Origin of the sequence: Streptomyces sp. NPDC002588, assembly GCF_040295925.1 — a bacterium.
GTDB lineage: Bacteria > Actinomycetota > Actinomycetes > Streptomycetales > Streptomycetaceae > Streptomyces.
Map to the genome: position 1 here is coordinate 127,668 of NZ_JBEOWF010000025.1, position 12,471 is coordinate 140,138.

The 12,471-nt window shown below is 71.9% G+C and carries 13 protein-coding genes; 5 read left to right on the plus strand and 8 right to left on the minus strand.

Translation table 11 applies throughout. The annotated features are described in order from the left end of the window. Positions 1–10: 10 nt before the first annotated feature. Positions 11–823, plus strand: coding sequence for an SAM-dependent methyltransferase (locus tag ABT057_RS27545; RefSeq protein WP_352346285.1), 813 nt, complete (start codon positions 11–13; stop codon positions 821–823). A gap of 178 nt (positions 824–1,001) precedes the next feature. Here the strand turns inward: ABT057_RS27545 and ABT057_RS27550 are convergent, their stop codons facing one another. The 3 genes from ABT057_RS27550 to ABT057_RS27560 form a co-directional block, all read right to left on the minus strand. Continuing rightward, complete coding sequence (locus ABT057_RS27550) at positions 1,002–2,489, minus strand: glutamate synthase subunit beta (protein WP_352346286.1); 1,488 nt, start codon at positions 2,487–2,489, stop codon at positions 1,002–1,004. A 158-nt stretch (positions 2,490–2,647) separates the two neighbouring features. Beyond that, entirely contained in the window at positions 2,648–3,127 is a 480-nt protein-coding gene (locus ABT057_RS27555) for an anthrone oxygenase family protein (RefSeq protein WP_352346287.1), read from the minus strand. Between the two features lie 106 nt (positions 3,128–3,233). Continuing rightward, positions 3,234–3,953: a DUF2293 domain-containing protein gene (locus ABT057_RS27560; RefSeq protein ID WP_352346288.1), complete on the minus strand. Its 720-nt coding sequence runs from the start codon at positions 3,951–3,953 to the stop codon at positions 3,234–3,236. A 233-nt stretch (positions 3,954–4,186) separates the two neighbouring features. Between ABT057_RS27560 and ABT057_RS27565 the strand changes: the two genes are divergently transcribed. Beyond that, the gene (locus tag ABT057_RS27565; protein WP_352346313.1) at positions 4,187–4,846 is read left to right on the plus strand and encodes a nucleoside/nucleotide kinase family protein; all 660 of its coding nucleotides are present in this window, start codon (positions 4,187–4,189) and stop codon (positions 4,844–4,846) included. A 102-nt stretch (positions 4,847–4,948) separates the two neighbouring features. Next, a complete protein-coding gene (locus ABT057_RS27570; protein WP_352346289.1) occupies positions 4,949–5,383 on the plus strand; it encodes a CBS domain-containing protein in 435 nt (144 codons plus the stop codon). Between the two features lie 124 nt (positions 5,384–5,507). Here the strand turns inward: ABT057_RS27570 and corA are convergent, their stop codons facing one another. Then, the gene (gene corA / locus ABT057_RS27575; protein ID WP_352346290.1) at positions 5,508–6,635 is read right to left on the minus strand and encodes a magnesium/cobalt transporter CorA; all 1,128 of its coding nucleotides are present in this window, start codon (positions 6,633–6,635) and stop codon (positions 5,508–5,510) included. Between the two features lie 210 nt (positions 6,636–6,845). On the opposite strand from corA, the gene ABT057_RS27580 reads away from it, so the two are divergent. Beyond that, positions 6,846–7,640: a methyltransferase gene (locus ABT057_RS27580; protein ID WP_352346291.1), complete on the plus strand. Its 795-nt coding sequence runs from the start codon at positions 6,846–6,848 to the stop codon at positions 7,638–7,640. 104 nt (positions 7,641–7,744) lie between these two features. Here ABT057_RS27580 and ABT057_RS27585 read toward each other — a convergent pair whose 3' ends face one another. The 4 genes from ABT057_RS27585 to ABT057_RS27600 all read right to left on the minus strand — a co-directional run bounded on the left by ABT057_RS27585 (position 7,745) and on the right by ABT057_RS27600 (position 11,237). After that, a complete protein-coding gene (locus ABT057_RS27585; protein ID WP_352346292.1) occupies positions 7,745–8,740 on the minus strand; it encodes a carbohydrate kinase family protein in 996 nt (331 codons plus the stop codon). Next, positions 8,737–9,642, minus strand: a complete 906-nt coding sequence (locus ABT057_RS27590; RefSeq protein ID WP_352346314.1) for a pseudouridine-5'-phosphate glycosidase — start codon at positions 9,640–9,642, stop codon at positions 8,737–8,739. Before ABT057_RS27590 ends, ABT057_RS27585 begins: the two co-directional genes overlap by 4 nt. A 109-nt stretch (positions 9,643–9,751) precedes the next feature. Beyond that, on the minus strand, positions 9,752–10,306 hold the full coding sequence (locus tag ABT057_RS27595; protein WP_352346293.1) for a methylated-DNA--[protein]-cysteine S-methyltransferase: 555 nt from the start codon (positions 10,304–10,306) through the stop codon (positions 9,752–9,754). Between the two features lie 58 nt (positions 10,307–10,364). Further along, entirely contained in the window at positions 10,365–11,237 is an 873-nt protein-coding gene (locus tag ABT057_RS27600; RefSeq protein ID WP_352346294.1) for a glycerophosphodiester phosphodiesterase, read from the minus strand. A 278-nt stretch (positions 11,238–11,515) separates the two neighbouring features. Here ABT057_RS27600 and ABT057_RS27605 point away from each other — a divergent pair, with 278 nt between their 5' ends. Then, positions 11,516–12,382 (plus strand): MHYT domain-containing protein, encoded by an 867-nt coding sequence (locus ABT057_RS27605; protein ID WP_352346295.1) that lies wholly within the window; start codon positions 11,516–11,518, stop codon positions 12,380–12,382. Positions 12,383–12,471: the final 89 nt, after the last annotated feature.

The window sequence follows — 12,471 nt, forward strand, 5'->3', positions numbered from 1 at the left end:
GGAGTGCGTCATGACCGGGCAGGATCCCACCCCCGACGTCGAGATCGACACCAGCAAGCCCCATCCCGCGCGGATGTACGACTGGTACCTCGGCGGCAAGGACAACTACCCCGTCGACGAGGCGATGGGCCGGCAGATGCTCGCACTCGACCCGCGCGTGCCGGTGATGGCACGCGTCAACCGTGCCTTCATGCACCGCGCCACGCGCTGGCTGGCCGGGAACGGCGTACGCCAGTTCCTGGACGTCGGCACGGGCATCCCGACCGAGCCCAACCTGCACCAGGTCGCCCAGGAGATCGCGCCGGACGCCCGGGTGGTCTACTGCGACAACGACCCGATCGTGCTGGCCCACGCGGCAGCCCTGCTGCGCAGCACGCCCGGCGGCGTCACGGAGTACCTCCAGGCGGACGTCCGCGATCCGGCCACCATCGTCGAGGGGGCCAGGAAGATCCTGGACCTCACCCGGCCGGTGGCCCTGTCGCTGGTGGCGCTGCTGCATTTCGTCTCCGACGAGGACGGCGCGCACGAACTCGTCGACCGGCTGCTCGCCGAACTCCCCTCGGGCAGCTATCTGATGATGACCCACGCCACCGCGGACTTCACCCCGGAGGAGTCCGCGGCGGCCACGGAGAAGCTCAAGGCGGCGGGCGTCACGCTTGCCCTCCGCTCCCGGGACGAGTTCGGCCACTTCTTCGACGGGCTCGAACTGGTCGACCCGGGCGTGGCGGTCGTACCCGACTGGCACCCCGAACTCGGAGAGCCCATTCCGGGCCAGGAGGACGGCGTCATTCCCGGCTACGGAGCGGTGGGGCGCAAGCCCTGAGGCCACTGATGCCGGTCGGAACCGCCGGCACGGGGCGCGCGGGCGAGGTTCGCGTGCCTGGACACCGCCGGCCGGAGGAGTACGGTGCCCGGCTCGTCCAGCGGGACGGTGGCCGGGCCGGGGGACGGGGCAGGGCCGGGGACGGCCTCGCCCCGTCACGGGCCAAGGCTCAAAACACCTAGGCGCTCATGGGCCGGTCGTGCGGTGTGATGGGGGACGGCAGATGCGACCTGCCCGACAGGTGGCGGTCGACGGCCGCCGCCACCGCGCGCCCCTCCGCTATCGCCCACACGATCAGCGACTGCCCGCGCGCCGCGTCCCCCGCGGCGAACACCCCGGGGACGTTGGTCGCGAAGTCGCCGTCCCGGGCGAGAGTGCCGCGCGGGTCCAGCGTCAGCCCCAACTGGTCCACGAGTCCGTCCTCCCGGCCGGGCCCGGAGAAGCCGAGTGCCAGCAGCACCAGATCCGCGGGCAGCACCCGCCCGCTGCCCGCCACCGGCCGCCGCGCCGCGTCCACCTCGACCAGGTGCAGCGACCGCACATGTCCGCCCTCGTCGCCCGTGAAACGGAGCGTGGAGGCGGCGAACAGACGCGCGTCCGCGTCGGCCGCCGGCGCACTACGCAGGTCGCGCGCCTCCTCGTGCGCGGCCGACAGCCGGTAGATCTTCGGGTACGTCGGCCAGGGGTCGATGTCCTCGTCGCGGTCCGCACCGGGCTGGGCGTAGATGTCCAGCTGGGTCACGGAGGCCGCGCCCTCGCGCACCGCCGTCCCCAGGCAGTCCGCGCCGGTGTCGCCGCCTCCCACGATCACGACATGCCGGCCGGCGGCGGACATCGGCGAGACCTCGAGATCGCCCTCGCACACCCGGTTGGCCAACGGCAGGTACTCCATCGCCTGATGTATTCCGGCCAGCTCCCGGCCCGGCACCGGCAACTCCCGCCACGCCGTGGCACCGGTGGCGATCACCACGGCGTCGTAGCGGGCCCGCAGATCCGCGGCGCCGATGTCCCGGCCGACCACCGTCCCCGTGCGGAACCTGGTCCCCTCGGCGCGCATCTGCTCGATCCGCCGCTCAAGGTGGACCTTCTCCATCTTGAACTCGGGGATGCCGTACCGCATGAGGCCGCCGATCCGGTCGTCCTTCTCGTACACGGCGACCGTGTGCCCGGCCCTGGTCAGCTGCTGCGCCGCCGCCAGCCCCGTGGGGCCTGAGCCGATCACCGCCACCGTCTTCCCCGAGAGCCGGTCCGGCGGCCTGGGCGGGGTGAACCCCTCCGCCCAGGCCCGGTCCGCGATCGCCACCTCGACGTTCTTGATGGTGACAGCGGGCTGGTTGATGGCCAGCACGCACCCTGCCTCGCACGGCGCCGGACACAACCGCCCCGTGAACTCCGGGAAGTTGTTCGTCGCGTGCAGCCGGTCGCTCGCCGCCCGCCAGTCCTCCCGGGACACCAGGTCGTTCCACTCCGGGATCAGATTGCCGAGCGGACACGCCTCGTGGCAGAAGGGGATGCCGCAGTCCATGCAGCGGTCCGCCTGCTTGCTGATGATCGGCAGCAGTGCCCCGGGGACGTACACCTCGTCCCAGTCCCGGACCCGCTCCTCGACCGGCCGGCGGGGCCAGTCCTGGCGGGACGTGTTCATGAATCCCTTGGGATCGGCCATGGGCGTCTTCCTTGCGTACGCGTGGGACAGGCCGAGCGTCATCGGGCGGCACTCTTCGGTACTCCTGCGGCACTCTTTCGGCCACGATACGTCCCGTCGGGCACCTGCGCAGAGAGCCGGACGCAGAGAATCGGACGCAGGGAGCCGGACGCGGATAGTCAGACCAGGGCCAGGGTGTACAGGACCGCCGCTGCCGCCGACGCGACCGCCCGCACATGGTTCCAGCGCGTCCACTCGCGCACGTACGTCGGCCAGTACCTCACCGCCTCCGCCGTGCCCGGTTCCAGCTTCATCAGCGCGTCGTTGCGCGGCACGTTCGCCAGTACGGTCACCCCGAACGCGCCGGCCAGATACAGCACGCTGCCCACCAGCAACAAAGCAGTCCCGTCCTGCGGCCACAGGACGAACGTCACCACGGCGATCACCGCGCACAGCGCCGCCGCACCGAGGAACAGCACCATGAACGCCGGTGCCATCGCCGTACGGTTGACCGCGTTCATCGCGGCCACGCCCTGCGCGGGCGGCAGCGCGGTGAGGGCCCGCATGACCAGGACCGAGAAGGCACAGAAGACCCCGGCCATCAGCCCGGTCGCCAGCACGCCCAGCAGCACGAGCCCCAGATACGGGCCATCGATCATGACAACGTCAACTCCCCTGTCGTTCCGAGCGGCCCGTTCGCTCCGGCATTCCGGGGCGTCCGGAAGTTCCGGCCGGTGTGATCCGTCACCTCGAGTGAAACCCCGGTCACCGGGTCGATGATCGGGGGAGCGCCTTCTGCCTGTCCATGGCCCATCCCCACCCCCGCAACACTCCCTCCACCTCCGCCGCGATCCGCCGCCTCGCCTCGCCCCGGGGCACCCCCCTCATCAGCAGAGAGTCGTACGGCGTGTCGAGATGACGTACCGACGCCACGACCGCAGAGACGACCGCCCCCTCGGACAACGCCCGCCCGGCGGCGCTGCGCCCCACCCGCCCGCTGCCCCGCACCGAGGCGTGCGCGGCGATCGCTTCGGCCCGGTCCGCCGGGCAGCCCGGGAGCAGGCGCAGGATCTCCGCGGCGAACGCCTCGGCGAGCCGTGTGTCCTCCAGGGCCCGGCGCCGCGCGTCCCGTGTCCGGCGCCGCCGCCGCGCCTCGGCGTCCGCCAGACACCGCTCCTCGGCCCGGGCGAGCCCCGCCTCCTCGACCAGGACGCCCTGCCTCTCGTACCGCCCCTTGCGCCGGTTGAACCGGACGACCACGACCGACAGCGTGCTCTCCTCCCGCGACCTGCGCGTCAGCGCCGTGTCGCCGCGCGGCAGGAACACCAGGTGCCCCAGGTCCGCGCAGTCCAGGCAGCGAGGACCGCCGTCCTCCAGGACGAGCATCGGCTGCGGTCCCCGGCGGCACCCCCTGCAGTGCTTCCGCCGAATCGGCTGTACGACGAGGAGGCCGGTGCGGGCTGCGGGAGCGGTGAGGACTGCCATGCAGGCTTCATTCCCGCTGGTGGACGCGACACCACTCGGCTTCTTCAGGCAGCCGCCCGCCCCCGCGACGGTGGTGGCCTGCTCCGTGCCCGCACCCCTCGCGGTCGCACTCTCATTTCCTCCTGTTTCCTCCTGGACGCCGCCCGGGCCTGGAACGAGGTCCGTCTTCCGCATCTGCTCCCCGCCCGTCGCGCCCACGACCCCCACGCGTCAGGACCGGGACCTGGCGCATGATGGGCGGTGTGCGACTCGAAGCGATCACCTGGGAACGGCTCGGCGACCTCCTCGCCGAGCGGCTGCTCGACCTGAAGCCGGGCGACGGCAGCCCCTGGCCCCGCGTCGCCTTCGACGGGGCTCCGGCGGCCCGCCCCGGAGACCTCGCCGACCGCGTCGCCGAAGCACTGCGCATACGCGGCCGCGCCTCCCGTGTCGTGGACGTGCACGGCTTCCTGCGCCCGGCCTCCCTTCGCCTGGAGTACGGGCACCAGGACGTGGAGGCCTACTACAACGGCTGGTTCGACACCGGAGCCCTGTGGCGCGAGGTGTTCGGTCCCCTCGAACCCGGCGGCGACGGACGGATCCTGCCCGACCTCCGGGACCCGGACACCGACCGGGCCACCCGCAGCCCCTACGTCCAACTCCCGCCCAGCGGCTTCCTGTTGCTGCACGGCCCCTTCCTGCTGCGGCACTGGTTCCCCTTCGATCTCTCCGTCCACGTCCAGCTCTCCCCGGCGGCCCTGCGCCGGCGCACCCCCGAGGCCGACCACTGGACGCTCCCGGCCTTCGACAGCTACGCCCGGGAGACCGACCCGGCCGCCACGGCCGACGTCGTCGTCCGCGCGGACGATCCGCGCCATCCGGCTTGGGGCGAAGGGACGTCGGTGAGCCGGTGAGCCGGTGAGATGCGGGGGTCCGGAGACCCGGCAAGAATGGAGCAGCGCCGGAACCAGCGGTGCTCCCGCGCCGCGCCGGCCGTCCGGCACCTGGAGGTGTCCATGACTACAGCCGGAGACATCATGCACCGGGGCGCCCAGTGGATCCCGGCCCACGAGACCCTCGACCGCGCCGCTCAACTGATGCGCGAACTCAATGTGGGAGCCCTGCCCATCAGCGACGAGAACGAGCGGCTCTGCGGCATCCTCACCGACCGCGACATCGTGGTCGGCTGTGTGGCCAGGGGCCACGACCCGTCCGAGGTCACCGCCGGAGAGATGGCCCAGGGCACCCCACGCTGGATCGACGCGAACGCCGATGTCGGCGAGGTGCTCCGTGAGATGCAGGACCACCAGATCCGTCGGCTCCCCGTCATCGACAACAAGCGCCTGGTGGGCATGATCAGCGAGGCCGATCTCGCCCAGCATCTGACCGAGGACCAGATCGCCTCCTGGGTGGAGAGCGTCTACGCCAGGACCGGTTCCACCGGGCACTGAGGACCGCTGAGGACCGCTGAGGACCACTGAGGACCACTGAGGACCAGGATTGCACCCGGCACCGACAACGGCTTCGCCCCGCATCGGCGCCGTCGCGCGGCCGCCCGGCTTCGGGCGGCGCGCCTCAGAGCCAGCCGTTGCGCCGGAAGCCGCGGTACAGCACCAGGCAGGCCACGGATATCACGGCGATGACCAGCGGATAGCCGAACCTCCAGTGCAGCTCCGGCATGTTGTCGAAGTTCATGCCGTAGACGCCGCAGACCATCGTCGGCACGGCGATCACCGCCGCCCACGCCGTGATCTTGCGCATGTCCTCGTTCTGCGCCACCGTGACCTGCGCCAGATGCGCCTGCAGGATCGAGTTGAGCAGCTCGTCGAACGCGGCGATCTGCTCCGTGGCCCGCAGCAGATGGTCGGACACGTCCCGGAAGTACGCCTGTATCTCCGGGTCCACCACCCGCACCGGCCGGTCGGCGAGGTCAAGGAGCGGACGCTTCAGCGGGACCACCGCCCGCTTCAGTTCCAGGAGTTCCCGCTTGAGCTGGTAGATGCGCCCCGGGTCGGTCCGGGCGCCGTTCTCCGCGAACACGTCCGCTTCGACCTGGTCGATGTCGGCCTGTACGGCGTCGATGACGTGGAGATAGTCGTCGACCACATGGTCCGCGACGGCGTGCAGCACCGCCGACGGGCCCTTGCCCAGCTGGCCCGGACGGGACTCGAGCTCCTCGCGCAGCGGACCCAGCGAGCCATGCCGTCCGTGCCGCACCGTGATGACGAAGTCCTGGCCTACGAACATCATGATCTCGCCGGTGTCGACCACTTCGCTCGTCGCCGTCAGCTGCTCGTGTTCCACGTAGCAGACCGTTTTGAACACCGCGAACAGCGTCTCGCCGTAGCGCTCGACCTTCGGGCGCTGATGGGCCTCGACGGCGTCCTCCACCGCCAGGGGATGGAGGTCGAAGAGCTCGGCGATGCCCGCGAACTCGTCGTTCGTCGGCTCGTGGAGGCCGAGCCAGACGAAGCCGTGGCGGCTCTTGCGCACCTGTTCCACCACGTCGACCAGGTCGCCGGCGACCGGGGCCCGGACGCCGTCCCGGTACGTCACGCAGTTCACCACCGAGGAGCCCAGCGGGGAGCGCGCGTGGTGACTCAGGTCGACCCGCGCACGCCGCCGGGCCAGCCGCGCCACCTTGCGGAGGCCGCCGACCCCTCCGAGGCCGGTGACCTTCCGCAGATTCCCCGCCATGGTCATCTGGGACTCCTTGCGTGCATCTCCTCGTGCGCGTTCCCGCACCCTCCGCGCCAGTCTGCCAGGCTCGTGCATGCGGTGGGTAAGCCTGTGGAAAGGCACTATTCCGTTTTGTTCCCGCCTGTGGACAAGGGGACTTCGGGGAGCCGGTGATACCGATTTCCGGCGGTGTCGACCGCCTCTCACGAGCCGGACAGCTGGGATGATCACCACATGACACGAGCCGACGGGTACCTTCTCGACAACCAGCAGAGCGAGGCGGCGGAGAGCTTCGACGCCTTCGCCACCCTTTTCGACCCCACGACGTTCCGCCACCTCGAAGGGTTCGGCGTCGGTCCCGGCTGGCGCTGCTGGGAGGTCGGGGCCGGTGGCACGTCCGTGGTCGCCTGGCTCGCGAAGAAGGTCGGTCCCACCGGCAAGGTCGTCGCGACCGACATCGACACCTCGCGGCTGGCCCCGGCCGCCCGGCCGCCCGTCGAGGTGCGCGTCCATGACGTCGGTGCCGAGGAACCGCCCGCGGAGGGCTTCGACCTGGTGCACGCCCGGCTCGTCCTGGTCCATGTCCCCGACCGGGAGCGGGCTTTGCGCTCCATGATCAAGGCGCTGCGGCCCGGCGGACGCCTCCTGATCGAGGACGCCGACCCCGCTCTGCAGCCCCTGCTCTGCCCCGACGAGCACGGCCCCGAGGAGCAGCTCGCGAACCGTCTGCGACACGGCTTCCGCGAACTCCTCGCCGACCGGGGAGCAGACCTCTCCTACGGCCGGAAAATCCCGCGGCTGCTTCGCGAGGCCGGACTGCGCCGCGTCGAGGCCGACGCCTACTTCCCGGTCACGTCACCCGCGTGCGCGGCCCTGGAATCGGCGACGGTCCGCCAGATCCGCGGCGATCTCGTCACCGCGGGCCTCGCCACCGACGCGGAGATCGACCGCCACCTGGCCAACGTCGCCTCCGGCAGCATGGACCTGGCCACGGCACCGATGATCTCGGCCTGGGGACGGAAGGGGTGAGAGGGGTCGGGACGAGAGAGGCGGCGGGACGGGACAGCACTGTTCTCCCGTGGTCCCAGGACGCGACCGGTGCCTGAGGCGGCCCGCGCGCAGTCCCCTCCGCATCAGCCGACCCCTGCCCTGTCCGGCGTCGGTGCCGGTCCGCAGTCGGGTATGGGCGGCCGGGCTCCCACGCGTTCCACCGCCCGGGCCCCCGCCCGGCACCCCTCGGCCGCCGCGGCCGCGGCCTCCGCGCCCGAGAGCAGGGCGGCGAGGAACGCGCCCGTGAAGGCGTCACCGGCGCCTGTCGTGTCCCGGGGCGTCGCCGCCTCGGCGGGGACACGGGCGAGCACCGAGCCGCTCCGGGCGACCAACGCGCCGTCCGCGCCCTGTTTGGCCACCACCAGCGGAACACGCCGGCTCAGTTCGGCCGCCGCGCGAGCGCCGTCGGGCGCCCCGGTGAGCAGACACGCCTCGTCACGGCTGGGCAGCAGTACGTCCACCCCCTCGACGAGAGCCAGGAAACGGTCGGCGCCCAGCTCCGCGAGGAAGCCGGCCGAGGCCGGATCGAGGCTCACCGGCACCCCACACGCGCGTGCCGCCGCCACCGCCGTCCGCACCAGCGCGCGCCCCGGCCCCGAGAACAGCAGGTAGCCGGACAGATGCAGTCGGCCCACCCCCTCCAGGAAGGCGTCCGACCAGTCGCCCGGTTCGAACCGCAGCGAGGCCCCGCTGTCGGTGAGGAACGTACGCTCGGCCGCTGCGCCCGCGTCGACCAGACAGATCACCGTCCCGGTCGCGGCCTGCGGATCCACGACGAGCCGGGGCCGCACTCCGGCCGCGCGCAGCTCCCGCTCGTGCCAGTCCGCGGCGTCCGAGCCCACCCGGCCGAGCAGCCGTACGTCGGCGCACCCCCAATGGGCCGCCCAGCACGCCACGTTGGCACCCGCGCCGCCCGGCAGGGTCCGGATCACGGCAGCCGTGTCCGTCCCCGACGCGAGCGGCCCCCGATGCCGTGCGACGACGTCCGTCACGACGTCCCCGACGACGAGCAGCGCCCCGCCCGGCGCCGCCCCGGCCCCCGGAACCTCGGCCCTCGCCCCGCCCGGCTGCCCGGTCACACCCCGGCCCACGCCGCCGCGATCCGTGCCGCCAGCCGTACGTTGCCGCGCACCGCCGCCAGGTTGGCGCTCAGGGAAGCGCCGTCGGTGTGCCGGACCAGGTAGTCGAGGAGGAACGGCGTGACCCCCTGCCCGGTGACGCCCGCTTCCTCGCAGGCCTGCAGCGCGTCGGTGAGCACGCGCGCGTGCAGCCCGGGATCCAGCTGTTCCGCCTCGGGCACAGGATTGGCGACGATCAGCGCCGACTCCGGCCCGCCCACGGCGTCCTGCGCCCGCATCACGGCGGCCACCTGCCCGGGCGTCTCGAGCGTCCAGTCCACCGGATGCCCCGAGTCGGACAGGTAGAAGCCCGGGAAGCGGTCCGTGCCGTAACCGGCGACGGCCACGCCCAGCGTCTCCAGCCGCTGCAGGGTCGCCGGCACGTCCAGGATCGACTTCACCCCCGCGCAGACCACCGTGATGCGGGTGCGCGCCAGCAGCCCCAGGTCGGCGGACTCGTCCTGACTCACCGTCCACTCCCGGTGCACCCCGCCGAGCCCGCCCGTGGCGAAGACGCGCACACCCGCCAGCGCCGCCAGCAGCGCCGTCGCCGACACCGTGGTCGCCCCGCTCACTCCCGAGGCCACGGCGAGGGGCAGGTCCCGGTGGCCCAGCTTGCGGATCCCGTCCTCGTTGGCGACCCGCTCCAGCTGGTCCTTGTCCAGGCCGACATGCGGCCGTCCGTCCAGCACGGCGATCGTCGCCGGGACGGCACCCTCCGCGCGGACGACCTCCTCCAGTTCCCGCGCCACCTGCAGGTTGCGCGGCCGCGGCAGCCCGTGCGCGATGATCGTGGACTCCAGGGCCACCACGGGTCGACGCGCGTCGACCGCCTCCCGCACCTCTTCCGACATCACCAGCACCACGGCCAGCCTCCTGTTCTCGCGTCTCCCCCTCATCTCTGGCGGGCGGTGCGCCCCGCCAAACCCCGCGCCCTCGACACGGCCCCCGGTGCCGAGCGCGCGGCAGCCCTCAGAACAGCGGTTCGGGCAGGACCCCCTCCAGCGCGAGCAGCTTCCGCTTGGTCTCCAGACCGCCCCCGAAACCGCCGATGCCGCCATCGCGCTCGACCACCCGGTGACAGGGCACGACGACCGGCAGGGGATTGGCACCCATGGCCGCCCCCACCGCCTGCGCGGCCCCCGGCTGCCCGACCCGCTCGGCCAGGTCGCCGTAGCCGACGACCGCGCCGAACGGCACACCGGAGGCCAGCTCACGCAGCACCTGGCGGTTGAAGCCCGAGATCAGCGACCAGTCCAGCGGCAGCTCGAAGGCACGGCGATCACCGGCGAAGTAGGCGTCGACCTGACGTACCGCCTCCGCGAGCAGCGGGGAATCGGGTGCCTCGACGGGCTCCACGCCCAGCCTCTCCGCGAGCCTGCCCAGCGCCCGGTCACGCACCGCGTCGGTCGCGTGGAACACGACGTTGACCAGGCCCTCGCGGGTCGCGGCCAGCAACAGCGGACCGATCTCCGTGCCGACGACCGTCCACACGACCGGCTGCTCGCTGTGCCCGTGGGTGCTCATGCGACCCACCGTACGGCCTGCCACTGACAAGGCCCGGGGAGAGCCCGGATTTCGCGGGTCAGGGACAGCCCAGGGCCTGCCGCACCACGTCGGGCCGGTTCGTGATCACGCCGTCCACGCCGTACCCGGCGACGGCCCTGGCGGTGGGAGCGTCGTCGACGGTCCAGGCGAAGACCTTCATCCGCGTGCCGTGCGGTCCGGTCAGCGCGTGCACGGCGTCCACATAACTTCGGGAGAGTCCGGTGTGGGAAGGATTGATCAGGTCCGTGTAGCTCGCGTACCGGGCCAGCTCCGACCGGGCCGGAGTGCCGAGGAGGCCGGTGCGCACCCCCGGCTTCAGGTCGTGGACGGTGCGCAGACTGCCGGCGCTGAAGCTCTGCACGACCAGCCGGCCGGTGAGATGCGACCGGTCGAGCCAGTCCTCGTTGCCCAGGAGCTTGAGGGTCTCCTGTTCGATCCCCGGGTACAGCTCGGGGTTCTTGATCTCCAGAAGCAGTTTCTGGTGGTTGCCCTCCACCCGCTCGACGTACTGCTCGAGCGTCGGCACGCGTGCGCCCGTGTACGCGGCGCCGAACCAGCTCCCCGCGTCCAGCAGGGCGATCTCGGCCGCGGTGAAGTCCTTCACCTTCCACGGAGCCCGGTCCGGGAAGATGTCCTCGACGTTCGTCGTGCGACGGAGACTGTCGTCGTGGATCACCACGAGCTCGCCGTCCCGGGTGCGCTGGACGTCGTTCTCCACCCAGCCGACACCCAGGGCCGCGGCCCTGTCGACCGCGGCCAGGGTGTTCTCCGGTGCTGCGGCGGAGGCGCCCCGGTGGGCGATCACCGCAGGCCGTGCGGTGATGCCCGCGCGCGCGTCGTGGACGGGGAGCAGAAGGGCGACCGTGCCCAGCAGCGCGGTGGTCGTGGCGGCAACTGCGCGCGCGTGCATTACGAACTCCTCGCGTCCGGTGGTCACGTACGGCTCAACTGTGACAGCACAGAGTCAACGACGGAGGGGTACGGGACGACCACACAATGAAAGGGAGATGATCGATGCCGCTCACCGCTGCCGCACATGTGGGGCAAGAGCGTGTTTCTTTGCCGGAAAATCGTTCGACCATTCCGGTGGCAGTCATACTCTCTCTCAGCCTTGACCGCTCTTACGCGGTCCTCGGGAGGGGCTCATCAGGGAAGAACCGACACAACAGGGCGGAAGGGCAACCGCGCATGCAAGGCACGGTCGACGGATTCAGCTACGGACTCGTCACACCGCTGGTGGCCTACTTCATGGCCTGCCTCGGCGGTGCCCTCGGCCTGCGCTGCACCACCAGAGCCCTGCTCGTCGCCCACTCCTGGCGCCCCGGATGGCTCGCCCTCGGCTCGGCGGCGATCGGCTCCGGCATCTGGACCATGCACTTCATCGCGATGATGGGCTTCACGGTCTCCGGCGCCCCCATCCACTACGACAAACCGACGACGTACGCCAGCCTCGGCGTCGCCATCGTCATGGTGGGCGTGGGGATCTTCATCGTCGGCTACAAGGGCGCCACCGGCACCGCGCTGTTCACCGGGGGAACCATCACCGGCCTGGGCATCGCGTCGATGCACTACCTGGGCATGGCCGGGATGCGGTTCAACGGGCAGCTGCAGTACAACACGCTCACCGTCTCCATCTCCGTCGCCATAGCCATGGCAGCCGCCACCGCGGCCCTCTGGGCCGCCGGACAGGTCAGGGGCTTCCTGTGGAGCGTGGGCGCGAGCCTCGTCATGGGACTGGCGGTCACCGGCATGCACTACACGGGCATGGCGGCCCTGAGCGTCCATCTGCACGCCACCGGCGACTCGCCGGCCGGTGACTCGCCCGCCGCGCTCCTCGCGCCGATGCTGATCGGCCCCCTCGCCTTCCTCTGTCTCGCGGGTGTCGTCGTGATGTTCGACCCGCTGATGGTCATGGGCAAGCCGGACTGGACCCCCGTCGAGCACAAGCCCGGCGTCCCGGCCCATGAGCCCGTCCACCACGTGTCGCGCCGGCTCCAGATCAGGCCCCGCCGGAAGGTGACGCACCGCGAGGCCCGCGCCCCGCAGAACCGCTGATCTCCGCCCCCGCCCGGCCCGGGGAACCGGGCCGGCCCCCGCGAGAGCGCTGATCCGACCCGGTTGTCAGTGGGTGGCCGTACGGTGGA